The sequence below is a fragment of the Salinivibrio proteolyticus genome (genome assembly GCF_001996165.1).
Lineage (GTDB): Bacteria > Pseudomonadota > Gammaproteobacteria > Enterobacterales > Vibrionaceae > Salinivibrio > Salinivibrio proteolyticus.
Window position 1 is genome coordinate 115,102 of record NZ_MUFP01000007.1, and the last position, 24,470, is coordinate 139,571.

A 24,470-nucleotide genomic window follows, 5' to 3' on the forward strand; every position below is an offset into this window, starting at 1 on the left:
CGCCCTTTTTATTGATGAAGTGATGCTGGATTAATCGTCAAGACGAAAAATAATATCTACTTGATCACGCACTTCCATCGTCGCATCTTGATAACTGGCCGCCACATCCGCTTTAGCACCGCGCATTTCAGCCTGCATCATGACTGGGCGAGGCGAACTTGAGCGATAGCGAATCTGCCATACACCATCTAACTTCATCGCTAAACTCTCGGCCAGTGCGGCTGCTTTTTCACGCGCATCCTTCACCGCTGCCTCTCGGGCTTTCGCTTCTAACGCGGCATAATCACTGCTCGTCAGTTGAATATGGCTAATACGGTTTATGCCATCGCCTAACGCACCATCCAGTACCGCGTTTAGATTAGTGAGATCATTTAAGGTCACTGTCACTTGACGCTCGGCGCGGTAACCCGTTAATTCTGGAGCTTTATCTTTGGGATACTGATAACGTGGTGACAGGTTGATGTGCGCACTTTCTATTTGTTCACGCGTAACACCTTGCTTATTCAAACGGTTAATAAACTCAGCTACCGCTTTGTCCGAGGCGAGCTTGGCGGCTTTGGCGCTTTTTCTTTCTGATACTACAGCAACATGGATCATCGCCATATCTGGCTTGGCTGTCACTTCACCGACCCCTGTGATTTCAAGATGGGGAAAATCGATATTAGCCATGGCGGCAGGTGCCATCACCAGTGCACTGGTCAACAGCACCATAGCTTTGAGTTTACGCATACGGTCTCCTTAAATGGGTTCACGATTTTACTAACACTCAGGTAAGACTCTCGATGAGCCAAAAGGCTCCCTGTATTTGGTCAATTTCCGGTTAAGATTGCACTAATGCACGCTGTGCCGCTTGTTGGCAAGCATGGGTCATTTCCGACAACACACCACTTTCCATTGCCCAATAGTGCCAATAAAGATGGCGGGCCTCGACTTTACCCGGCATCACATCAATCAAGGTTCCCTCCTCGAGCTGCTTTAACACCATTAAACGGGGGATTAAACAATACGCCATACTTTTACTCGCCATCGCGACAAAGGCCTCAGACGAACGAACAATGTGACGCCGCCACCCTGCGGCAGGCATCGCAAAATGGGACGCAAGAAAGTCCGCGTGCATATCATCATGCGCATCGAAAATGACGGCGGGTGCCGCCATTAAGGCCTCCCTATCGATCCCTTGGGAGAAATATCGCTGAGCAAAAGCAGGGGTTGCTACACAGCTATAGTCCATGCGACCCAAATACAGGCAATCACATCCATGCATGGGTGTGGAGTCTGTGCTAATGGCTGCAATTGCCTCACCACTTCGCATCCGTTTCAAGGTGCGGCTCTCATCTTCAACGAGCAAATTGAGATCAATCGCTTGCGCATCTAACAAGGGGGAGAGTGCCGGTAGCAACCATGTCGCGAGGCTATCAGCATTGGTGGCAATTGATACCGAGAGTACGGAGCCATCCGCATCTGGAGCAAGCTCTGGCAATGTCTCTTGCTCCAAAAGCTGAACACGCCGGTACAAACCCAGTAGACGCTGTCCAATCGGTGTTAGCCGAGGTGGCTGCTCGCGAACCATCACAGGTTGCGCAATTTGTCGCTCCAGTTGTTTGATCCGCTGCGAGACCGCCGATTGGGTAATAAACAACGCCGCAGCGGCACGCTCAAATCCCCCTAAGGTGATCACCGCGTCTAACGCTTCCACGCCTCGATAGTCCATACTCACCTCCCATAAGTTAAACTAATTAACCATAAATATAATTAAGTTCACTTAATAGCCATCCCTGCTTAAAGTGGGAGTCATACCTCGTGATAAAAGGATCAAACCGTGAGTAGTTTTTTTGTGGCGCTCCAAGGCTTGGGGCTAAGCCTAACCATGATTATTCCTATCGGCGCACAGAATGCCTACGTGATTAACCAAGGGATCAGCCGTGAACATCATATGACCACCGCTTCTATTTGCTTTTTATGCGATATCATACTGATTTCAAGTGGTATTTTTGGCGGAGGCGCCCTGCTGGCTAGCTATCCGGTGTTGCTCAACACCATTACACTAGCCGGCATCGCATTTTTAAGTATGTATGCATGGCAGTTTATTCAAAGTGCTCGCCAGCCTGCCGAGAACGACGTGTCCACGCCCACGATGAGCCGAGGCCGACGTGCCGTGATTATCGGTGCGCTAGCGGTGACGCTACTCAATCCACATGTCTATTTAGATACAGTCGTTGTCCTGGGTGCCATTGGTGGACAGTTTGCCTTTGATGAGCGTGTTGCCTTTACGGTAGGCGCATTACTCGGCTCTTGCTTATGGTTTTATGGTTTATCCGCAGGGGCGGCGCGCTTATCTCCTTGGCTATCTACCCCGTCGATTCGCCGCCTGCTCGATATCTTAATGGCCAGTATGATGCTTTTTGTCGCGATAAAACTCGCATTAGGCTTGTACACGCGCCTCGTCGCAGGATAAAAAAACGGCACCCATTAGGTGCCGTTTGGTGATCGACGTTAAAGCGCAAGTTATTCACTCACATCACCGCGGTTGATATGTACACTCATTTGCGGGAATGGGATCTCAATATTGTGCTCGTCCAGAGCTTCTTTCATCGACTGCAGCAGCTCATAATATACGCTCCAATAGTCGCTGGTTTTCACCCAAGGGCGAACCACAAAATTCACGGATGAGTCCGCCAGTGTCATTACACCAATTGTCGGCGCAGGATCTTTCATAACCAGAGGATGATTGGTCACCACTTCCGTTAAAATGGCTTTGGTCTTTTTCAGATCCGCGTTATAAGACACGCCAATGGTGTAATCAATACGACGTGTCGCATGTTTAGAGTAGTTGGTGATTGGACTACTGATCACCGAGCCATTAGGCACCACAACCATCTTATTATCAGGCGTGGTCAATACCGTGGAGAAAATTTGAATCGACTCGACCGAACCGGCGACGCCAGCCAATTCGACGTAATCACCTGATTTAAATGGACGAAAGGTAACAATTAAGACACCAGCAGCAAAGTTGGCTAGTGACCCTTGCAAAGCCAAGCCCACCGCTAAACCTGCCGCACCGAGAATCGCGATGACGGACGCGGTTTGTACCCCAATCCGGCTGAGCGCGGCAATCAATACAATGATAAAGAGCAGATAACGCACCAAGCCGTGAATAAACTCCACCACTGCGTTATCCATTTGACGCTTGCGCATCACCGCAGCCAGTGAATTGGCCAAGCCTTTCACCACGAGGTTACCGATAATTAGGATCAGTAACGCAGACAAGATGTTCACGCCATACTGGATCAATAGATCTTGGTGATCGACAAACCATGTTTGCGCAAACTTAGCGCCTTCTACTACCGCGTTTTCCTCACTCATTCCCTTGTCCCTCTTTTTGGACCATCAATGATAAAGCTATGCTAACAGGGTTTGGCCTACTTGTGTCTAGCTTTGTAGCACGAAACTGAGACAGTTATAGGCGACGTCTCCGAAGTGGTATCCAATCAGGTATAAAAAAACCCGCCAAATGGCGGGTTTTGATGACCGGAGAAACGATACTTACAGTACGTCAATCGCGTTAAGGTCAGAGAATGCTTGCTCCAAACGGACAACCATAGATTCTTGACCTTTACGTAGCCATACGCGTGGGTCGTAGAATTTTTTGTTTGGTTGGTCGTCGCCTTTCGGGTTACCGATTTGGCCTTGCAGATAGGCTTCGTTCTCTTGGTAGTATTGACGAATACCGTTCCAAGTCGCCCACTGGGTATCGGTATCGATGTTCATTTTGATCACACCGTAACCGATAGACTCTTCGATCTCTGCTTGTGAAGAACCAGAACCACCGTGGAATACGAAGTTCAGCGCGTTTGGTGCAAGACCAAATTTCTCTGCACAGTAGGCTTGAGAATCACGCAGGATGGTTGGTTTTAGAACCACGTTACCTGGCTTGTATACGCCGTGTACGTTACCGAATGAAGCGGCGATGGTGAAACGGTGGCTAACTGCAGACAGTTTCTCGTACGCGTAGGCAACTTCTTCTGGCTTGGTGTAAAGATCTGCGGTATCAACATCGCTGTTGTCCACGCCATCTTCTTCACCACCGGTGATGCCCAGTTCGATTTCCAGCGTCATGCCCATTTTGTCCATGCGCGCTAGGTACTCTGCACAGATTTCCATGTTCTCTTCCAGTGACTCTTCAGACAGGTCAATCATGTGAGAAGAGAACAAAGGTTTACCGTGTTCTTTGTAGAAAGCTTCACCGGCGTCTAGCAGACCATCAATCCATGGCAGCAATTTTTTCGCTGCGTGGTCAGTATGCATGATCACAGGCACACCATAGACTTCAGCCATTGCGTGTACATATTTTGCACCCGCTACTGCGCCTTTGATTTGTGCTTCTTGACCGTCTAGCTTCAGGCCTTTACCTGGGAAGAAGCCAGCACCACCGTTTGAGAACTGGATAACAACCGGTGCTTTTACTTTCGCAGCGGCTTCCATCACAGCGTTGATAGAGTCAGTGTTCACCACGTTGACTGCTGGCAGCGCAAATTTGTTCTCTTTGGCGACTTCAAATACTTTCTGAACGTCATCGCCCCAGATAACGCCAGGTTTTACAAAATCAAAAACTTTAGACATGGCTCTCGTCCTATTAACTCGGGTTGTCTTTGCTTAAACTTCGTGAAGGTGCCACAGCACCTTACTAGGAATGGTGCAATCGTTTACGACTCGGCCTATTGTAGTCAAACGAATGCGAAAACGGGAGACATCGCTCCCGTTTTATCACGTCAATTACGCGTCTTTAGCACGTGCTTCTAGCATTTCTACCGCTGGTAGTGGTTTGCCCTCAACAAACTCGAGGAACGCACCGCCACCTGTGGAAATGTATGACACGTCAGCTTTAATGCCAAACTGGTCGATGGCAGCCAAGGTGTCACCGCCACCCGCAACAGAGAAGCCTTCTGACTCTGCAATCGCTTGTGAAATACCCTTAGTGCCCGCTTCAAAGTTCTTGAATTCAAACACGCCTACAGGACCATTCCACAGGATGGTTTTAGCGTTTTTCAGAATGTCAGCCAGTGCTTGGGTGGATTCTGGGCCTAGGTCGAAGATCATGTCATCGTCTTGCACGTCTTCAACACGCTTGATCTCAGCGTCTGCGTTTTCATCAAACGCTTTGGCACACGCCACATCTGTTGCCACTGGAATATGGCACTCTTCCATCAGCGATTTCGCGGTCTCGACCAAGTCTGCTTCGTACAGAGACTTGCCCACATTATGACCGGCAGCAGCGATAAAGGTGTTGGCGATACCGCCACCTACAACAAGCTGATCCGCCACGGTTGACAGAGATTTCAGCACTGTCAATTTGGTCGATACTTTTGAACCACCCACAATCGCCACCATTGGGCGCGCAGGGTTATCCATCGCTTTACCCAGTGCATCTAGCTCGTTCGCCAGAAGTGGACCTGCACAGGCAATCGGTGCATGCATACCCACGCCGTGAGTCGATGCTTGCGCACGGTGTGCAGTACCAAATGCGTCCATCACAAACACATCACACAAAGCAGCGTATTGTTTTGATAAAGCTTCGTCGTTCTTTTTCTCGCCTTTGTTAAAGCGTACGTTTTCTAGAACCACCAGCTCACCGGCATTCAGTTCAAGGCCATTCAGGTAGTCTTTGGCCAAGCTAACCTTACAATCCAATGCATCGTCAAGGTAGTTAACAACAGGCTGTAGCGAGAATTTGTCTTCAGGCTGGCCTTCTTCAGGACGGCCAAGGTGAGAGGTCACCATCACTTTCGCACCTGCCGCAAGGCAGTGCTTGATGGTTGGTAGTGACGCCAAAATACGCGCGTCAGATGTGACTTTGCCATCTTTCACTGGCACGTTGAGGTCTGCACGGATAAAGACACGCTTTCCGGCAAGATCCAAGTCGGTCATCTTAATTACAGACATAAGGTCCTCTCTATAAGGTTGCAAATTGAAACTGACTTAATCAGGGCGATACCCCCACTTGCTGGCTACTGCGTTGTCGCTGCCATGGCAAGGGTGGTATCCAACATTCGGTTGGCAAAACCCCACTCGTTGTCACACCAAACCAGCGTTTTAATCAGCTGATGGTTACTCACCCGCGTTTGTGACCCATCGACAATGGCGCTATGTGAGTCATGGTTGAAGTCAATCGACACCAAGGGCGCTTCGGTATAATCCAGGATACCGTCTAATGTACATCGAGATGCGGTTTGCAGAGCTTGATTTACGTCATTAACTTTCACTTTAGTACGTACAGTGACACTTAAATCCATCGCTGTCACGTTTATCGTCGGTACTCGAACCGAGATCGCCTCAAACTTGTCAGAAAATTTCGGAAAAATCCTACCAATCCCGACATGCAATTTGGTGTCTACCGGAATAATAGACTGACTTGCCGCACGTGTGCGACGCAGATCGGTATGGTAGGCATCGATCACTTGTTGATCATTCATCGACGAGTGAATCGTGGTAATGGTGCCTGACTCAATGCCAAAGTGCTCATCCAGCGCTTTAATCACGGGCACAATGCAGTTGGTGGTACAAGAACCGTTTGAGACGATACGATCATCGCTGGTCAGTGCTTCGTGATTTACACCAAAAATAACCGTACGATCGACATCTTGGCTGGCGGGATGGGAAAACAGTACTTTTTTCGCCCCCGCGGCAATGTGAGCCTCACCATCGGCGCGCGTGCCGAATTTACCGGTACAATCGAGCACAATATCGACGTCTAGGTCGCGCCAAGGCAAAAGGTGGAGTTCGGATAAGTGAAGAAGACGAATGCTGTCAGTAGCAACGAACAGATGTTCTTGATTGAAAGACACCGGCCACCCGAAACGCCCATGGCTGGAGTCATACTGCAGCAGGTGGGCCATCGCTTCTGGTTCCGCGAGTTCATTGATCGCCACCACTTGGATGCGATCCTGTTTGCCGCTTTCATACAAGGCGCGCAATACACTGCGACCTATGCGACCAAATCCATTAATTGCGACTCTTAGTGTCATGTCCATCGGTGCTCGTTTGACAACGCCGCCCAGTGTATCTCAAGCACGTAAAAGACGCACGTCTTATGTGAGGCTAATCACGCGACTGATCATACTATCCCATCCAAAAACGCCCGTTTGGCAACAGGCCAAAACGGGCGCGGCAGTGTTATCGCGGTCTCTATTCTGATGATAAAAGAGACATACAGGTAAGAACCTCCTTAGAAGTGGATATTCATCCCTACCCAGTAGCGACGCTCATCGCTGATGTAACCGTAATCGTCATAGTCCAGCGATTTATCCAGCAGGTTGTATATCGCCCCTTGCAACTCAATGGAATCGGTCAGTTGGTAGTTCGCCCCGGCATCCACCATGGTATACGCGGGTTCGATATTGCTGCGCGATGATGGGCCTGTTACCGGATCCATTTCTTTACCACGGTAAGTCACGCTCGCCCATGGGCTGAGTTTTTCGGTTGCTTGCCAGTTCACTTCACCATGCGCTAGCGATTTCGGGATTTGATTGAGTGGCTGCCCTTTATACTCACCGGTTTTTTGTTCCGAGTCGGTATAGGTGTAGCTGGCACTCACATCCACGGTATCACCGATGGGCACGAAAATACTCGCTTCCATCCCTTGGGTAACCGCTTCATCCACATTGACGCGATAGGTTGGATCCGATCCCCATTTGTTTGGTCCCGCAGTACACACAGTATCGGGGCACGTCACGCGAGTGATCTTGTCTTTAAAGTCATTGTGGAACACACCAATCGACCCCGTGATGCCGTTATCCCCTTGATAGTTGAGGCTCAACTCGGTATTCACGGATGTTTCAGGGTCAAGGTCGGGGTTGCCGTAGATATTACCGCCACGGCTCACTTGTGCCCAGTTAGGCGTAATTTCGCGAAGTTGCGGAGACTTAAAGCCTGTTGCCACCCCACCTTTTACAATCCAGTTATCGGTAACTTGATAGACCCCATACAGGCGAGGACTGGCGTGATAATCGTAGTTTTCATCGTGATCCACACGAAGCCCTAAAGTGACACTAAACGGCTCCAAGACTCGCCATTCATCCTCAACAAAAATCGCTGATTGCGTATTATCGATACTGGTCTTGGTCGACGCTTGGTTGGAGGTAAAATCTTCCAACTTCGCATAGACAACAGAGCCACCCACCGTGAGGGTATGCGCCTCGAAATCGCGCACTAAGCTGGTTTTAAACTCGGTATTTTCGATGGTCATTTCGCGGCTTTTATTCCGACTCTGCTCGTATTGCAAGTGGCTGTCAGACCATCCCCAGTCCCAATTCCCTTTGTGGCTGACCGCTATCGACTGACGCCGATATTCATTATTGCTGTTCTCACAGCTGCCGCGACAAAGACTATCGTCACTCGGTACGGAGCGGCCGACATGACCACGGCGATCTTGTGCGTTGACGCCAAGGTCAAGCTCCCACCGGTGCAAATCGTTATGATCGTAAGTCAAAGTGGTGGATAAAGAGCGTAATGACTTATCTTCATAACCGTACTGGATATCATCTTCTTGGCGCTGCGTGTTTTGACCCGTCAGTTTCAATCCAACTTTGTCACTTAACATGCCTGATAGGTAAAAGTTAGCGCTTTGCTCATCGCCCGATGCGCGGTTTTCTTGCATCACCGTACTTAGCTGTACGTTACCGTGCCAATCTTGTTCACCACGACGAGTAATAATGTTGATAACCCCCCCGATCGCATCCGAGCCATACAGGGTTGACATAGGGCCACGAATGACCTCAATACGTTCAATCGCTTGTAGCGGTGGCAACCACCCCTGCTCAATGCCCGGGCCATCACTGTTAGGGCGTGTTTCACGGCTTGAAGTTCGTCGACCATCCACCAAAATCAGGGTGTATTTTGAAGCCATGCCGCGAATACTGATGTCCGTCGTATCGCCACCGCCAGTCACCACCACACCCGGTACCCGTTTTAATGCGTCGGTCACATCACGATAGTAACGCCCTTCTAACTGATCTCGGCTGATCACACTGATACTGGCTGGTGCTTTGGCTGTCACCTGCTCAAACCCAGAAGCAGTGATCACCATGGTTTCCGTATTGGCTSCCTCAGCGGCAGAAAGTGAGGCTATGGGCATTCCCGCTAATACCATCCCAACCACAACGGGACGAAGACGACTAGACATATCTTACTCCATTATTTGATAATAATTATCATTTGATTAGTGAGAATTATTCATATTAGAGTAAGGAAACCCAGCCCTAAAACTGGAACAACTTGTTCCAGTTTTAGAACGTGAAACAAGTAAGCATTTATTTCATCTTACTGATAAAAAAGAAAAATAGGATAAGGAAGTATGCAGGACCTTGCCGCTATCCGTGCGTTCGATGCCCTTTGCCGCCATCAAAGCTTGACCGCAGCGGCTGACGCACTTCACCAGCCCAAATCGACCATTAGTCGTCGGCTGGCACAATTAGAAAGTGATCTTGGCCAAGCGTTAACCCAACGGCAGGGAAATCGCTTGGTACTCACTAAAGCCGGCGAAACCTTTTCGCGCTATTGCTCGCAAATTTTGGCCCTTGCCGAGGAAAGCCAAGAAGCCATTCACGGTCTGAATAATGAGCTAAAAGGGCCAATTGAAGTCATTTGCCACCCGGCGCTCATGCGTGGCTGGGCTGGCCCTTTACTGAATCATTTTTTAACCGAGCACCCCAAAGTGTCCATCACCTTAACCAGTGAGCTGAGCGCACAGCGTATACAAGCGGCTGACATTGTTATCTGGGCCGACGATGTGATGCTCCCCACTAACTGTCGCACCCAAACACTGGGTCACTGGCACTACGGCATTTACGCCGCGCCCGCGTATGTTCAGGCACTTGGTCCGTTTTCACACCCATCCGCGCTGGATGATCACGCTTGGCTGGATGTATTTGCGCTCCGCCGACGTGGACTCACGCTGTTTCATTCCCATCAGGCTCCCTATCATTTGAGCGCGCTTCCCAGCCGGTTTAACTGCGATATGGTTGCGATTCAAATCGATGCCATTGCCAACGGACAAGGTGTGGGCCTACTACCTACATGGAATGCTGAAGGGTATCAGGCGCATCACCCAGACAAGATTATTCGCTGTTTGCCACAATGGCAGTCGGCCGCGATACCGATTCGATTATATAGCGCCTCAGGGAGGCTTCCTTTGCGGATAGAGACACTGGTGGAGCGGTTTATCAATCGCGCTCCCAAAGCGTGGACAGAGGCTCAGATGGCCGATGATGCGATGCCTGCAGCCGTCGAATAACGCCTGACGGAGCAATCGTTTGCTATACCTAGATAGATAGCGCTATGCATCAACTTGCTTGCGTTTGTCACAATTACGAATAGAATAGACGTCTAGAAGTTAAAACATCTGAGATGATCGGCGATCGATTTCGCCTCGTATCGTCGGTATCCTTGATAAACAATGAGAGTGTCACATGGCTAAGCACCTGTTTACTTCAGAGTCTGTCTCTGAAGGCCATCCAGATAAAATCGCAGACCAAATTTCAGATGCCGTTTTGGATGCAATTCTTGAGCAAGATCCAAAAGCGCGCGTTGCCTGCGAAACTTATGTAAAAACCGGCATGGTAATGGTCGGCGGCGAGATCACCACCTCAGCGTGGGTCGATATTGAAGAGCTGACACGCCAAACGGTTCGCGACATTGGCTATGTACACTCAGACATGGGCTTTGATGCCAACTCGTGCGCGGTGCTCAATACCATTGGTAAGCAGTCACCAGATATTAACCAAGGTGTTGACCGTGCCGATCCCAAAGATCAAGGCGCAGGCGACCAAGGTATTATGTTTGGTTACGCAACCAACGAAACCAATGTTCTTATGCCTGCCCCGATCACTTACTCGCACCGTTTGGTCGAACGCCAAGCCCAAGCGCGTAAAGACGGCACCCTAGATTGGTTGCGTCCGGACGCCAAAAGTCAGGTCACCTTTGCGTACGACAACGGCAAGATCGTCGGCATCGATGCCGTTGTACTTTCTACTCAGCATTGCGACAGCGTCTCTACCGAAACCCTGCGTGAAGCGGTGATGGAAGAGATTATCAAGCCAGTTCTGCCCGCAGAATGGCTGACCAAAGAAACCAAATACTTCATCAACCCAACCGGTCGTTTCGTGATTGGTGGCCCAATGGGCGACTGTGGTCTTACTGGCCGTAAAATTATCGTCGATACCTACGGCGGGGCAGCCCGTCACGGTGGTGGTGCATTCTCCGGTAAAGATCCATCGAAAGTTGACCGCTCAGCCGCCTATGCGGCGCGTTATGTCGCAAAGAATATTGTCGCTGCCGGTCTGGCGGACCGCTGTGAAATCCAATTGTCTTACGCGATTGGTGTCGCCGAGCCGACTTCTATCATGGTCGAAACCTTTGGTACCGAAAAAGTGGGCCCTGAAGTCATTATCAAGGCGGTGCGTGAAAACTTCGACTTGCGCCCATACGGTCTGCAGGAAATGCTAGATCTGCTACAACCGATTTATAAGCAAACCGCCGCATACGGTCACTTTGGTCGTGATATTTTCCCTTGGGAGAAAACCGACAAAGCCGAGCTATTGCGCGAGTTTGCTAAACTTGGTTAACCTTGGGCTAACGCTCATTGTGCACAAAGAAAGGAAGGGAAGCAGCGGCTTCCCTTTTTTAATCACCCATGTGTTGTGACACATGTTAAATGACGCATGTTACATGACACTAAGACGTTAACTCGAGTAAGGTAACGATTGCCATGCCCGCTGTCTCTGCGCCACTGGCTGATGCCGTTTTTGAACGGGTACGCGAGTGCATTGACACCGCCAACCACCAGCTCGGTATTCAACTGACTTATCCCGACATCGGCCTGTCGCTGCGGGGACGTGCCGCCGGCACAGCGCATCCGACCCAATGGCGATTGCGTTTTAATCCCGTGCTGCTTCAACAGTCTCCTCACGTGTTTTTTGAGGAAGTGATCCCGCATGAAGTCTGCCACCTCGTCACCTTCGCATTGTATGGACGTGTTAAGCCTCACGGCTCACAATGGCGCTCCTTGATGGAAAACGTGTTTCAGGCACCGGCCAACACCACCCATCAACTCGATATTACCGTCGTTCAAGGCAAAACGTTTGCCTATGCGTGCCATTGCGGGGAAGTGGCCTTGACCGTACGGCGCCACAATAAAGTGCGACGCGGTGAGGCGAGCTACCGATGTAAACGCTGTCACCAAACGCTGATGCCAGTATCCGCGGTACTATAATCGCGTTTTTCTCGTCTTGGTTTTTTTCGTGTCTATCCCCATATCAACACAAGCCTCCCAGTCACAGAACAGCATGTTACACTGGCAACTTATTGATCACGGAACTCAAGCATTATGCGTATTCCTCGAATTTATCACCCAGCCCCTTTGCCATCACAAGGCGATGTGACGCTCACCGACGATGCGGCCAATCATATTGGTCGCGTTTTGCGCATGCAGCCAGGCCAAGCCGTGCTGCTTTTTGATGGCAGTGGCGCTCAGTTTCCCGCCACTTTAAGCGATGTCACTAAAAAACAGGTGTCCGTGACCATCAGTGCACGAGACGATCACAGTGTGGAGTCGCCTCTTGACCTTGAGCTTGGACAAGTGATCTCGCGCGGCGAGAAAATGGAGTTCACCATTCAAAAATCGGTCGAACTGGGCGTCAATGTGATCACACCGCTGATATCAGCGCGGTGCGGCGTGAAGCTCAATGCAGAACGACTCGAGAAAAAACGCCAACAATGGCAAAAGATCGCCATTGGTGCCTGCGAACAAAGTGGCCGCAACCGCGTCCCAGAAGTTCGTCCTGTGATGATGTTGGAGGCGTGGAGCCAAGAAGCCTTTGCCGGACTGAAGCTCAACCTACACCCTCGCGCCCCGTATTCCATTAATACGCTGCCAGAGCGTCCATCGAAGCTACGCTTATTGATAGGCCCTGAAGGTGGATTGTCCGATGAAGAAATCGCCATGACGCGCGATTGTGACTTTAAAGAAATTTTACTCGGCCCCCGTGTATTGCGGACCGAAACCGCTGCATTGACGGCCATTACCGCCTTGCAAGTTCGTTTCGGCGATTTGGGCTAGTTGGCGAACAGGAGAATCAAGATGAAAATTGGTGTTGTGATGGATCCGATCTCGGCCATCTATATAAAAAAAGATTCCACGTTTGCCATGATGTTGGCAGCACAAAAACGCGGTTGGGAAGTGCATTATATCAACATGGATGATATGTCGATGTTGCAAGGCGCGCCATACGCGAAAACCCATCAAGTCTCGCTACAAGACGATCCGAACGATTGGTATCAAATTACCCACACTCAAACACAGCCACTGAGTGCGTTTGATGCCATTTTGATGCGTAAAGATCCCCCGTTTGATACCGAATATATTTACGCGACCTACATGCTAGAGCGTGCCGAGCAAGCGGGAGTATTGATTGTTAACAAACCGCAGAGCTTGCGCGATTGCAATGAAAAGCTTTATACCGCGTGGTTCCCAGAACACACTCCGACCACGTTAGTGACCCGTCGTGCCGACGAGATCAAAGCATTCCAGGCCGAACATGGCGATGTGATTTTAAAACCGCTCGATGGCATGGGCGGCGCGTCTATCTTTCGGGTCAAACAAGGCGATCCGAACCTGTCAGTAATTATTGAAACCCTGACCGAGCACGGCAGCCGTTTTTGCATGGCGCAAACCTTCGTACCTGATATCAGCAATGGCGACAAACGTATCTTAGTGGTCGATGGTGAGCCGGTGCCGTACTGCTTGGCGCGTATTCCTGCCGATGGCGAAACACGTGGTAACCTTGCCGCTGGCGGACGTGGTGAAGCACGCCCCTTATCCCCCACCGATTGGGAGATTGCGCGCGCGGTTGCGCCAACGCTTAAAGAGAAAGGCTTAATTTTTGTCGGCCTTGATGTCATTGGCGACAAGCTGACTGAAATCAACGTCACCAGCCCCACCTGCATCCGCGAAATTGATGCAGCGTATGATATCTCGATTGGTGATTTGCTGATGGATGCCATTGCAACACGTTGCCAAGGGTAAGTCAGTGGGCGCATTTAATGCGCCTATTTTCACCTAACTTTGTTTTTTAGCGCATACTCAAAGTACGCGTCTCAACGGGAGAACGGCGATATGAATCTGAAAAATCATTTTTTAGTCGCAATGCCAAGCATGACCGATAGCCGTTTTCAACATGGTGTGATTTACGTGTGTGAGCATAACGATGACGGCGCGATGGGATTGATGATCAATCAGCCTATCAATATCTCGGTGGGCAAAATGCTCGACCAAATCGAGGTTGAACGCCAGCTTCCGCTCTCACAAGCCAAAGATAGCCTGGCTCAACCCGTCCTGTTTGGCGGCCCAGTGTCGGAAGATCGCGGCTTTGTGCTCCATCGTGCAGATCGAAGCTTTGGCACGAGCATCCCACTGTCTGACGATCTTGCGGTCACTACCTCCAAAGACATACTGTCTATTTTGGGAACCGATGAGCAACCCGACCAATTTATTGTCGCGCTCGGCTATGCCGGATGGGAGCCCGGGCAGCTTGAGCTGGAGTTAGCCGAAAACAGCTGGTTAACCTTGGAAGCCGATCCCAAAGTGATTTTTGACACCCCCCTTAGCGAGCGTTGGCAAAAAGCCCTCGATCAACTGGGGATCAACGCGGCGAATTTATCTTCAGAAATAGGACACGCATGACTTCACACACCGTGCTTGGGTTTGATTATGGCGTTAAAAGTATTGGCGTTGCGATCGGTCAATCGTTAACGGGAACCGCACGCCCCCTATGTGCATTAAAAGCCCGCGATGGGATCCCCAATTGGGAAGAGATCGCGTCATTACTCAAAGAGTGGCAACCCGATGTTTTGGTGGTCGGGTTGCCACTTGACTTGAATGGTGAACCACTTGAGACCATCACCCCGCGCGCCCGCAAATTTGCCAACCGTCTGCATGGACGTTTCGGTTATCCTGTCGAACTGCACGACGAACGTCTTTCCACTCGGGAGGCCCGCGCGGCATTGTTCGAACGTGGTGGCTATAAGGCACTGCAAAAAGGCGCGGTCGATGCACAATCTGCGGTGGTGATTATCGAAAGTTGGTTTGAACGCCAATACGCCGATTAATCCTGAGAACCCGCTCTTTCAATTCGTACATGATCCAGTGCGCTGCCCGGCGCACTGTGCTTGGCACCGGTTTTGATCATCAACTTCAATTCATTGGCCGAGTCAGCATGCCGCAGCGCCTCATCCTCACTGATACTCCCTTGCACATAAAGCGCATACAGTGATTGATCAAAGGTCTGCATACCAAAATGCTCCCCGCTCAACATGGCTTTTTTCAACGCGTGCAGTTCACCATTACGGATCAGCTCTGCCACATGCGCGTTATTGATCAATAGTTCAAAGGCACCATGCCGCCCAACTCCATTCACGCCCGGTACCAACTGTTGAGCGATGACACCTTTTAAGTTCATCGATAAATCAAATAAAAAGGTCTCTCGCTGTGCTTTAGGCATCAAGTGTAATGCTCGCTCTAGTGCTTGGTAGGCGTTATTCGCATGTAAAGTGGCCAAGCAAAGATGGCCCGTTTCCGCAAACTGAAGCGCGAAGTTCATGGTTTCTGGTGTGCGTATTTCACCAATCACCACCATATCTGGCGCTTGCCTGAGCGCATTTTTTAGCGCTGTTTCATAATCTTGGGTATCAATACCAATTTCGCGTTGACTGACAATGCATTGCTGATGCTCATGAACAAATTCGATTGGATCCTCAACCGTTAGGATATGGCCTTGGCCATAATGATTACGAAACCCCATCATCGCAGCCATGGTTGTCGACTTACCCGACCCCGTCGCCCCAACCACTAGCACCAAGCCTCGCTTTTGCATCGCAAGCTCTTCGAGCACCACTGGGGTGCCTAACGATGACAAACGCGGAATCTCGGTTTCTATCCGACGGATCACCATGCTGGGCATATCGCGCTGCCAGTAAGCACTGATCCGAAAACGCCCAACACTGCGTTTTACCGCAAAGTTCGCTTCTCGCGTGGTAATAAATTGCTGTTTTTGTTCCTCGTTCATCGCACTGTTCAACATGACGTTGATTGCCGCCAAAGACAACGGCGAAGACAGAGGTTTTAAGCGTCCATCCACACGTAACATCACAGGCGCATCCACGGAAATATACGCATCCGAAGCGGTGTGTTCTTGCATCGCCACCAGCACACTACTGAGTTTCATGCTTCCTCCTAAAGCGCACGTAATACGCGATCGCGTTGTTCAGGCGCGATCGTCCCTTGCCCGACTAAATCGGCCAGTGCTTGCTCCATAGTTTGCATCCCTTGATTGGAGCCGGTTTGAATCATCGACACCATTTGCGCCACCTTATCCTCACGGATTAGGTTACGAATCGCTGGGCTTGCGATCATGATTTCATGGGCGGCCACGCGCCCACCTTGCGCTGTTTTTATCAGTTGCTGAGACACGACCGCCCGCAGTGAGGCCGAAAGCATCGAGCGGACCAGCGGCTTATCACTGCCGGGAAAGACATCAATAATACGGTCGACTGTTTTCGCTGCGCTTGACGTATGCAAGGTGCCGAATACCAGGTGTCCGGTTTCCGCCGCCGTTAACGCCAAGCTAATGGTATCGAGATCACGCAGCTCTCCCACCAAAATCACATCGGGATCTTCACGCAACGCCGAACGCAGCGCTTGCTGAAACGATAAGGTATCGCGCTTCACTTCACGCTGATTAATCAAACTTTGTTGCGGGTGATGAATAAACTCAATTGGATCTTCAATGGTAAGAATATGTTTGGGCGCATGGCGATTAATATGATCAACCATGGCCGCCAATGTGGTGGATTTCCCCGAGCCCGTCGGGCCGGTGACCAGCACTAATCCGTTTGAGAGCTGAGCAAAATCCGCAAAAATCTCTGGTGCATGGAGATCCGCCAAACTGGGGACTGTCTCGGGGATCACCCGAAATACCGCCGCGCAGCCGTGTTGCTGATGAAATGCATTAACCCGAAAGCGTCCCACAGACTGCATATGAAATGAAAAATCCACTTCCAACTGCGCTTGAAATTCACGCTGCTGGTTATCATTCATCACATCCAAGACCAATTGATTGACCTCTTGATGGCTCAACGCTGGCAAACTCAACTTGCGCACATCGCCATCTACCCGCACCATAGGCGCCACTCCCGCGGAAAGATGTAGATCTGACGCATTATGTTTTACACTAAAGGCCAATAGCTCAGTGATATCCATTCATTTTCCTCGCAGAATCAAGTATGTGTAGTATCAAGAAAAACATTGAACAGGTCATGGAACACATAGACCACGCGACGCAAAAATGCGGCCGACCCGAAGGTTCGGTGCAATTGCTTGCGGTGAGTAAAACCAAGCCCATCGAAGCCATCGCAGAAGCTTTGGCGGCAGGACAACACGCGTTTGGTGAAAACTACGTACAAGAAGGCGTGGAAAAAGTGCAGCATTTTGCTCAGCATGCCGCACATTCCGCATTGGAATGGCACTTTATTGGCCCCATTCAGTCCAACAAAACGCGTCAAATTGCCGAGCACTTTGATTGGGTGCATTCTGTGGACCGCTTAAAAGTCGCTAAACGTTTGAGTGAGCAACGTCCCGCACATTTACCCGCCCTGAATGTGTTGGTGCAAGTGAATAGCAGCGGGGAAACGTCAAAGTCAGGGGTCGCGTTTGAGGAGGCCGAAGCGCTGATTGAGGCAATCGCTAAGTTACCGAATCTCACCGTACGGGGTTTGATGTCGATTCCTCAACCTGAAACCGACTATGCCCAACAATGTGCCGCCTTCGCCCCTTTGGCTGACATGTTTTCAGCATTAAAAGCGAAGTACGAGAGCGTCGATACGCTATCAATGGGGATGAGCGGCGACATGGAAGCAGCGATTGCATCCGGAAGCACCATGGTACGAATTGGGACAGCGGTATTTGGGGCACGAGAAAAACGCTAACGCACGGCGGGAAAAAGAAAATAGAACGACACGTGACGTGCTGGTTATCAGCATCAGGTACCACCAACAATAGGAACGTCATTCATGGAACATCGCGCACTGACTTTTATTGGCGCAGGGAACATGGCTCGCTCCATTATCGCGGGCTTAATTCAATCGGGCTATCCAGCCTCAGCGATCACTGCGGCGTCACCAAGTGCCTCGCCGAATAGCGGCTTGCAGGCCGATTTGGGTATTCAGACCACCGCAGATAATCTTGCCGCATGCCAAGGGGCAGAGGTAGTGGTATTGGCGGTCAAGCCACAGCTGATGGCGCAAGTGCTCGCCTCGCTGACCGACGTCGATTGGCAAAACAAATTAGTGATTTCGATCGCCGCAGGGATCCATGCCGATCGCCTGATGGCAATGGCAGGCACAACACTCAACCTCGTTCGCGTGATGCCCAATACCCCCTCTTTAGTCGGACAAGGGATGAGTGGCCTTTACGCCGTCCCTAGCTTGTCGGATGAGGATCGTGATTATGCGGGCGCACTCATGCAAGCTGTCGGTGAGATCTGCTGGGTCAACCAAGAATCTGACATCAATGGCGTGATTGCGGCAGCCGGCAGCGCACCCGCGTATTTCTTCCGATTTATGGAAGCCATGCATCAAGAAGCGATGCAGCAAGGCTTTGACGACCACACCGCACGTCGTTTGGTGCAACAAGCGGCGCTTGGCGCTGCGCAAATGGTGGTAGCCAACCCAGATATCGGATTAGGCACTCTGCGCGAACAGGTGACCTCCAAAGGAGGCACAACCGCTGAAGCATTGCGTGTGTTTGACGAAAACCGGATCGGTGATATTGTCGCGCAAGCCATGCAAGCGGCAGTTAGCCGTGCCGAACAAATGGAAAAAGAATTTTAATCACTAAGGCGACGATATGAATGCAATGACCTTTCTGATCAACACCGCGTTTGATCTTTACATCATGGTGGTGCTGTTGCGCGTTTGGCTACAATTAGCCCGCGCCGACTTCTATAATCCTTTCTCCCAGTTTGTGGTGAAAGCAACCCAGCCTGTTGTCGGACCGCTACGCCGTCTGATCCCATCACTGGGCAGCTTAGATCTCGCTACCGTGCTTTTTGGCTACCTGTTAATGGTCGCGAAGTTTGCCGTGCTCGATCTGGTGGCGGGTAATCCATTGACGCTAAGTGGTGGCATGTTTATTTTCTCCGCCATCGCAATCCTAAAAGCYGCTGGGAAACTGCTGTTCTGGGTGTTGATTCTGCGCGCCATTCTTAGCTGGGTCAGCCAAGGGAATAATCCGGTTGAATACGTGTTCCACCAACTGACTGAGCCCGTGTGTGCGCCGGTACGTCGCGTTATCCCACCGATTGGCGGGCTCGATTTAAGCATCTTGGTGGTGTTCATTGCGTTACAGTTTATCAATATGCTGATTGGCGATTTTCTCGGCCCAGTATGGTACGCGCTGTAATGCCCGTCCGTGTTGATACTGAGACAGGCGCAATCACATTGCGCCTGTACGTACAACCCAAAGCAAGCCGAGACCAGTGTCTGGGCCAACATGGCGATACGCTTAAGATCGCCATCACAGCCCCACCCACGGATGGCAAAGCCAATGCTTATTTATGCCGCTGGCTCGCCAAACAGTGTAAGATCGCAAAAAGCAATGTGACAGTGACCCACGGGTTAACAAATCGCCATAAGCAAGTGCAGATTGAAGCCCCCCAACAGCTTCCTGATTGGCTAACCCCGTATCTTCCCCACTGATCACTCATCGTCAATTATCCGTATTCAGTCGAGGCGACTCGCACGACAACAAGGAAGAATTATGCGTACATTCACGGTAATACTGGTCAGTTTTCTGAGTCTATTCTCGCTGTCAGCGTGGTCAGGGCAATACAAAGAGGTGGGTGAGCTCGAAGTGCACTACAACACGATCTCGACCACCTTTTTAACCCCAGCGATCGCAAAACAGTACGACATCACGCGAAGTGGCTACCGCGGACTAGTGAATATCGCCGTGCTTGATAAAATGCAGCTCGGCAAACCGGCGGTCAGTGCGACCTTGACAGGAAGCGTGAAAAACCTCGTTGGCAATAGCCGTGAGCTAGACTTCAAGGAAATACGTGAAGGTGAGGCGATTTACTACATTGCGACCTTTGCGGCTGACGATGAAGAAACGTATCAGTTTCATATCGAATTAAACGCCCAAGGCAATCGCTCCGCCACCTTGGACTACCGCTACAAATTTTACGTTGATACCCCTTAATCGGGCTTTAAGCAAATAGGTACTATTCATGAACAAAGTTGTACTCGCCACCGGCAATGCTGGAAAAGTAAAAGAAATGGCTGGCTTACTCAGCGAGTTCGGTTTTGAGGTCTTGCCTCAGAGCGATTTTGCCGTCAAAGATGCCGATGAGACCGGAACCACGTTCATTGAAAATGCCATTATCAAAGCCCGCCATGCGGCAAAAATTACTGGCCTGCCTGCCATCGCAGACGACTCAGGTCTAGAAGTTGATTACCTCAACGGCGCACCTGGGGTCTATTCTGCCCGTTATGCAGGTGAACAAGCGAGCGATAGCGACAATGTCGTCAAACTGCTAGACGCGATGCAAGACGTACCGGATGCGCAGCGTACGGCACGTTTTCACTGTGTGCTCGTATATATGCGTCATGCCAATGATCCTACTCCTCTGGTGTGCCATGGTGTGTGGGAAGGCAAAATTGCCCACACCCCTCAGGGTGACAATGGCTTTGGTTATGATCCTGTGTTCTTACCCCATGACCAACAGTGCGCCGCCGCAGAGATGCCTGCATCAGAGAAAAAACAGCGCTCCCATCGCGGCCAAGCGCTCAACCACTTATTCAATGCGTTAAAAGCGGCCCAGTAAGCATGATCCCACTGAGTTTGTACGTACACATCCCGTGGTGTGTACAAAAATGCCCATACTGCGACTTTAACTCTCATGCGCAAAAAGGGGTGATCCCTGAGTCGGACTATATCAGTGCATTGCTCGATGATCTTGATACCGACTTGGCCGCTTATCCTTCTGTCGCTGAGCGACCACTGCATTCGATTTTTATTGGTGGTGGCACGCCAAGCTTGATGTCGGCCCCCGAAATTCAGCGCTTGCTGGATGGCATCAAAGCACGCCTAATGCCAAGCGCAAACATGGAAGTGACCATGGAAGCGAACCCCGGCACGGTGGAAGCCGATAAGTTCATTGGCTACCGTCAAGCGGGCGTCAATCGAATCTCTATTGGTGTACAAAGCTTTTCCGCCGATAAACTCGAGCGCTTAGGGCGTATTCATGGTCCGGGAGAGGCCGAACGTGCGGCTCAGCTCGCACACCAAGCCGGATTGGATAGCTTCAATCTCGATTTGATGCACGGCTTACCCAATCAATCGGAGCAAGAAGCGCTGGCGGATCTTGAAAAGGCCATTGCACTGAATCCACCGCATTTGTCTTGGTATCAGTTAACCATCGAGCCTAACACCCAGTTTTACTCCAAACCGCCTACGCTGCCAGAAGAAGATACCCTTTGGGATATTTTTGACAAAGGCCATCAATTGCTCACAGACGCCGGCTATGTGCAGTATGAAACCTCGGCCTACAGCCTTGAGAACAAGCAATGCCAGCATAATCTCAACTACTGGCGATTTGGCGACTATTTAGGGATTGGCTGCGGGGCTCATGGAAAACTGACATTGCCAGATCAAGGTCAAGCAAGGGTGTTGCGCACAGTCAAAGTCAAGCATCCGCGCGGCTACCTCGACCCGGAAAAGGCCTACCTGACCGATAGTCAATGGGTCAAACCCACAGAGCTGGCCTTTGAGTTCTTTATGAATCGCTTCCGTTTATTGGAAGCTTGTCCCAAAGCTGAGTTTGTCCAGCGGACAGGCTTACCGCTATCGACACTTGATGCGCCTATGGCAGAGGCAATTGAGCAAGGATTAATCACAGACACCCGATCACACTGGCAAATCACGCCAAAAGGTAAATTATTCTTAAACGATCTGTTGGCGATTTTTTTAGCTGACGCAGACTAATCTGTCTGTGGTAAGGTGCTCATAAATACGGCGGATCACCGATCCGCCTTCGTTTATCGAGGGCATCGCCCACCGACATTCAGCAAAAAAGGATACGCCTGTGAGCCCGTCATTTCGCGTCGAGCCCAAACACTGGACCCTGATTGCAGCGCTTATCGTTGCCACCTACGCGTGTTATCTGCTTATTGAGCCCTATATTGGCGCCATTGTGCTGGCCTTTATCGTCTCGCTATTGTTTTTCCCGGTGCATAACCGTATCGAGCAACGCTTGGGCGGCCGCCCGAATACCGCCGCGGTGCTGTCCTGTGTGCTGCTAACCTTTATTATCATTATCCCGCTGACCTTAGTCGCCGCGGCCATCATCCAACAAGGTGTTAGCTTTTTTACCCAAAGTTATGACTGGTTGAATAATGGCGGCGCAAAATCCCTGATGAATAACCCGCAAGTTCAGGGTGCCCTACACTTTTTCAATCAATGGCTACCGTTTGATTTGATAGACCCGCAAGAAACGGTGAAGAAACTCGCTGCTTGGATGTCATCATTCAGTGGGCAAATGTTAGAGTTCAGCTCCAAAGTACTGGGCGATGTGACCAACTTTTTTATCAATTTTATGCTGATGCTGTTTGTGCTCTTCTTTTTACTCCGAGATCACGAAAGCATCATTCAAACTCTGCGTCATGTGATCCCACTTTCTCGCAGCCAAGAAGACCAACTGCTCGATGAAGTTGAGAAAGTCGCCAAATCTGCCGTGTTAGGCTCATTTCTCACCGCACTCGCCCAAGGCGCAGCCGGTGGCTTAGCCATGTGGGCCGTGGGACTGCCCGCCCTATTCTGGGGAACCATGATGGCTTTCGCTTCCTTTATTCCCGTGGTGGGCACAGCACTTATCTGGCTGCCGACAGTGGTGTATTTAGCCATCACTGGCGAATGGCAATGGGCGCTAGGGCTATTGATATGGAGCGTGGTGGTGGTCGGCTCGATTGATAACCTGCTACGCCCATTTTTGATGCAGGGGAACTCGGGGATGAATACCTTGCTCATCTTCTTCTCTTTGCTTGGCGGCCTGCACCTATTTGGATTGATGGGACTGATTTATGGCCCCATCATCTTCTCGCTCACCCTCGTCCTCTTTCGCATGTATGAAATTGAGTTCGAGCGTTTCCTCGATCGCCAAGACAATGCCTAACTTGGCATAGGTTGGCCTAGTGCGCACTTTGTGGGACAATCCGCTCCCCAGCGCGCACCTAAGCGCGTCGATTGTCACGTCTGAATCACGTAAAGAGAACGATCATGAGTTTAACGGCCCCGAGTGAAATTGCGCAGCGCCACCTGACGCTATTTGAAAACAAACATGTTCTATTGGCAGGTGAGCTAGAAGATGACTTTGCTCGGCAACTCCTCACACATGCAAAAAGTGTCTCTGTGTTTACCACGCATCACGGCTATGCGACGCGCATGGCCGATACGGGTGTCACTGTGCACGCAGGTGCTGAGTATGATGATGAGCAGCCGGTGGACCTTGTGCTCTTTTATTGGCCCAAATCGAAAGCGGAAGCAGACTTTCTTCTCGCGATGCTCACCCATCGCCTCGGCGCCAACGTCGACTGGATAGTGGTGGGTGAAAACCGTAGTGGCGTCAAAAGCATCGAAAAACGTTTTGCGCCTTATGGACACGTCACCAAACAAGACTCTGCGCGCCGGTGCAGCCTGTATTACGGCGAATGCACGTCCCCAGCGCCTCAGTTTGAGTTAGCGGCATGGTTTAATGATTACCCGTTGCAAATCGCAGAGATGGCCCTCACGATCCGAGCACTCCCCGGCGTATTTAGCCAAAAAAGTTTGGATGACGGGACCGCTTTACTGCTGAAAAATCTCCCCGCTATGCAAGGGGATGTGATTGACGTCGGTTGTGGCGCCGGTGTCATTGGCACCGCACTGCTGGCGAGCAACGCCAAGCTCGCGCTGACGTTTGTCGATGTGAATTACTTAGCCGTTGCCTCGACACAAGCAACCCTCGAGGCCAATGGACTCAAAGGTTCTGTGTTGGTTTCAGACATGCTAAGTGCCGTCAGTGGACAGCAGTTTGATGCCATTATCAGCAATCCCCCATTCCATGAAGGGCTAGAGACACATTACCACGCCACCGAGTCATTACTGGAAAGCGCCCCWCGCTATCTGCGTCGTCGCGGCCAACTGGTGATCGTCGCCAATAGCTTCTTACGTTACCCACCGCTTATTGAAAAAGGGTTTGGTCAGTGCGATACCCTCGCGAAAACACGTCGATTCGCGGTTTATCATGCGCAAAAAGCACGCTAGTTGCTGATAACACCATCAATCAGCGCACTAACACAGTTTTAAGACTTGATACCTGACAGCAGGT

The 24,470-nt window shown here is 50.7% G+C and carries 26 protein-coding genes; 17 read left to right on the top strand and 9 right to left on the bottom strand.

Going from position 1 to position 24,470, the window contains the following annotated elements; genetic code table 11:
- Positions 1-30 precede the first annotated feature (30 nt).
- Together BZJ19_RS07365 and BZJ19_RS07370 are read right to left on the bottom strand one after the other, a co-directional pair.
- Positions 31-729 (bottom strand): oxidative stress defense protein, encoded by a 699-nt coding sequence (locus tag BZJ19_RS07365; RefSeq protein WP_077675122.1) that lies wholly within the window; start codon positions 727-729, stop codon positions 31-33.
- A 91-nt stretch (positions 730-820) separates the two neighbouring features.
- Entirely contained in the window at positions 821-1,711 is an 891-nt protein-coding gene (locus BZJ19_RS07370; RefSeq protein ID WP_077675123.1) for a LysR family transcriptional regulator ArgP, read from the bottom strand.
- 156 nt (positions 1,712-1,867) lie between these two features.
- Here BZJ19_RS07370 and BZJ19_RS07375 point away from each other — a divergent pair, with 156 nt between their 5' ends.
- Complete coding sequence (locus BZJ19_RS07375) at positions 1,868-2,455, top strand: LysE/ArgO family amino acid transporter (RefSeq protein ID WP_077675196.1); 588 nt, start codon at positions 1,868-1,870, stop codon at positions 2,453-2,455.
- Positions 2,456-2,505: 50 nt separating this feature from the next.
- Here BZJ19_RS07375 and BZJ19_RS07380 read toward each other — a convergent pair whose 3' ends face one another.
- From BZJ19_RS07380 to BZJ19_RS07400, 5 genes are all read right to left on the bottom strand, one after another.
- On the bottom strand, positions 2,506-3,363 hold the full coding sequence (locus BZJ19_RS07380; protein WP_077457400.1) for a mechanosensitive ion channel domain-containing protein: 858 nt from the start codon (positions 3,361-3,363) through the stop codon (positions 2,506-2,508).
- A gap of 180 nt (positions 3,364-3,543) precedes the next feature.
- On the bottom strand, positions 3,544-4,620 hold the full coding sequence (gene fbaA / locus BZJ19_RS07385; protein WP_077675124.1) for a class II fructose-bisphosphate aldolase: 1,077 nt from the start codon (positions 4,618-4,620) through the stop codon (positions 3,544-3,546).
- Positions 4,621-4,773: 153 nt separating this feature from the next.
- Complete coding sequence (locus tag BZJ19_RS07390) at positions 4,774-5,940, bottom strand: phosphoglycerate kinase (RefSeq protein ID WP_077675125.1); 1,167 nt, start codon at positions 5,938-5,940, stop codon at positions 4,774-4,776.
- Positions 5,941-6,005: 65 nt separating this feature from the next.
- Complete coding sequence (gene epd, locus BZJ19_RS07395; RefSeq protein WP_077457434.1) at positions 6,006-7,022, bottom strand: erythrose-4-phosphate dehydrogenase; 1,017 nt, start codon at positions 7,020-7,022, stop codon at positions 6,006-6,008.
- A gap of 200 nt (positions 7,023-7,222) precedes the next feature.
- Positions 7,223-9,178, bottom strand: a complete 1,956-nt coding sequence (locus BZJ19_RS07400) for a ligand-gated channel protein (protein WP_077675126.1) — start codon at positions 9,176-9,178, stop codon at positions 7,223-7,225.
- Between the two features lie 171 nt (positions 9,179-9,349).
- On the opposite strand from BZJ19_RS07400, the gene BZJ19_RS07405 reads away from it, so the two are divergent.
- From BZJ19_RS07405 to ruvX, 7 genes are all read left to right on the top strand, one after another.
- A complete protein-coding gene (locus BZJ19_RS07405) occupies positions 9,350-10,288 on the top strand; it encodes a LysR family transcriptional regulator (protein ID WP_077675127.1) in 939 nt (312 codons plus the stop codon).
- Between the two features lie 175 nt (positions 10,289-10,463).
- A complete protein-coding gene (gene metK / locus BZJ19_RS07410; protein ID WP_077675128.1) occupies positions 10,464-11,618 on the top strand; it encodes a methionine adenosyltransferase in 1,155 nt (384 codons plus the stop codon).
- Between the two features lie 143 nt (positions 11,619-11,761).
- Positions 11,762-12,265: a SprT family zinc-dependent metalloprotease gene (locus BZJ19_RS07415; RefSeq protein WP_077675129.1), complete on the top strand. Its 504-nt coding sequence runs from the start codon at positions 11,762-11,764 to the stop codon at positions 12,263-12,265.
- A 114-nt stretch (positions 12,266-12,379) separates the two neighbouring features.
- Positions 12,380-13,111 (top strand): 16S rRNA (uracil(1498)-N(3))-methyltransferase, encoded by a 732-nt coding sequence (gene rsmE, locus BZJ19_RS07420; RefSeq protein WP_077675130.1) that lies wholly within the window; start codon positions 12,380-12,382, stop codon positions 13,109-13,111.
- Between the two features lie 21 nt (positions 13,112-13,132).
- Positions 13,133-14,077 carry a glutathione synthase gene (gene gshB / locus BZJ19_RS07425; protein WP_077675131.1) on the top strand — a complete coding sequence of 315 codons (945 nt, stop codon included), beginning with the start codon at positions 13,133-13,135 and terminating at the stop codon, positions 14,075-14,077.
- Between the two features lie 90 nt (positions 14,078-14,167).
- A complete protein-coding gene (locus BZJ19_RS07430; RefSeq protein ID WP_069591178.1) occupies positions 14,168-14,734 on the top strand; it encodes a YqgE/AlgH family protein in 567 nt (188 codons plus the stop codon).
- On the top strand, positions 14,731-15,159 hold the full coding sequence (gene ruvX / locus BZJ19_RS07435) for a Holliday junction resolvase RuvX (protein ID WP_069591176.1): 429 nt from the start codon (positions 14,731-14,733) through the stop codon (positions 15,157-15,159). Before BZJ19_RS07430 ends, ruvX begins: the two co-directional genes overlap by 4 nt.
- Here ruvX and BZJ19_RS07440 read toward each other — a convergent pair.
- Both BZJ19_RS07440 and BZJ19_RS07445 read right to left on the bottom strand, forming a co-directional pair.
- Positions 15,156-16,274: a PilT/PilU family type 4a pilus ATPase gene (locus BZJ19_RS07440; RefSeq protein ID WP_077675132.1), complete on the bottom strand. Its 1,119-nt coding sequence runs from the start codon at positions 16,272-16,274 to the stop codon at positions 15,156-15,158. The two genes, ruvX and BZJ19_RS07440, sit on opposite strands and share 4 nt — an antisense overlap.
- Positions 16,275-16,282: 8 nt before the next feature.
- The gene (locus tag BZJ19_RS07445; protein WP_077663270.1) at positions 16,283-17,308 is read right to left on the bottom strand and encodes a type IV pilus twitching motility protein PilT; all 1,026 of its coding nucleotides are present in this window, start codon (positions 17,306-17,308) and stop codon (positions 16,283-16,285) included.
- 23 nt (positions 17,309-17,331) lie between these two features.
- Between BZJ19_RS07445 and BZJ19_RS07450 the strand changes: the two genes are divergently transcribed.
- The 9 genes from BZJ19_RS07450 to rsmC all read left to right on the top strand — a co-directional run bounded on the left by BZJ19_RS07450 (position 17,332) and on the right by rsmC (position 24,406).
- Positions 17,332-18,033 carry a YggS family pyridoxal phosphate-dependent enzyme gene (locus tag BZJ19_RS07450; RefSeq protein WP_077675133.1) on the top strand — a complete coding sequence of 234 codons (702 nt, stop codon included), beginning with the start codon at positions 17,332-17,334 and terminating at the stop codon, positions 18,031-18,033.
- 84 nt (positions 18,034-18,117) lie between these two features.
- The gene (gene proC, locus BZJ19_RS07455) at positions 18,118-18,936 is read left to right on the top strand and encodes a pyrroline-5-carboxylate reductase (RefSeq protein WP_077675134.1); all 819 of its coding nucleotides are present in this window, start codon (positions 18,118-18,120) and stop codon (positions 18,934-18,936) included.
- A 16-nt stretch (positions 18,937-18,952) separates the two neighbouring features.
- Entirely contained in the window at positions 18,953-19,507 is a 555-nt protein-coding gene (locus BZJ19_RS07460; protein ID WP_077675135.1) for a YggT family protein, read from the top strand.
- The gene (locus tag BZJ19_RS07465) at positions 19,507-19,803 is read left to right on the top strand and encodes a DUF167 family protein (RefSeq protein ID WP_077675136.1); all 297 of its coding nucleotides are present in this window, start codon (positions 19,507-19,509) and stop codon (positions 19,801-19,803) included. Before BZJ19_RS07460 ends, BZJ19_RS07465 begins: the two co-directional genes overlap by 1 nt.
- 61 nt (positions 19,804-19,864) lie before the next feature.
- The gene (locus BZJ19_RS07470) at positions 19,865-20,305 is read left to right on the top strand and encodes a DUF4426 domain-containing protein (protein ID WP_077675137.1); all 441 of its coding nucleotides are present in this window, start codon (positions 19,865-19,867) and stop codon (positions 20,303-20,305) included.
- Between the two features lie 28 nt (positions 20,306-20,333).
- Positions 20,334-20,930 carry an RdgB/HAM1 family non-canonical purine NTP pyrophosphatase gene (gene rdgB, locus BZJ19_RS07475; RefSeq protein WP_077663274.1) on the top strand — a complete coding sequence of 199 codons (597 nt, stop codon included), beginning with the start codon at positions 20,334-20,336 and terminating at the stop codon, positions 20,928-20,930.
- Between the two features lie 2 nt (positions 20,931-20,932).
- A complete protein-coding gene (gene hemW / locus BZJ19_RS07480) occupies positions 20,933-22,090 on the top strand; it encodes a radical SAM family heme chaperone HemW (protein WP_077479834.1) in 1,158 nt (385 codons plus the stop codon).
- A gap of 100 nt (positions 22,091-22,190) precedes the next feature.
- The gene (locus BZJ19_RS07485; RefSeq protein ID WP_077675138.1) at positions 22,191-23,276 is read left to right on the top strand and encodes an AI-2E family transporter; all 1,086 of its coding nucleotides are present in this window, start codon (positions 22,191-22,193) and stop codon (positions 23,274-23,276) included.
- Positions 23,277-23,380: 104 nt separating this feature from the next.
- The gene (gene rsmC, locus BZJ19_RS07490) at positions 23,381-24,406 is read left to right on the top strand and encodes a 16S rRNA (guanine(1207)-N(2))-methyltransferase RsmC (RefSeq protein WP_077675139.1); all 1,026 of its coding nucleotides are present in this window, start codon (positions 23,381-23,383) and stop codon (positions 24,404-24,406) included.
- The last annotated feature ends 64 nt before the right edge of the window (positions 24,407-24,470 follow it).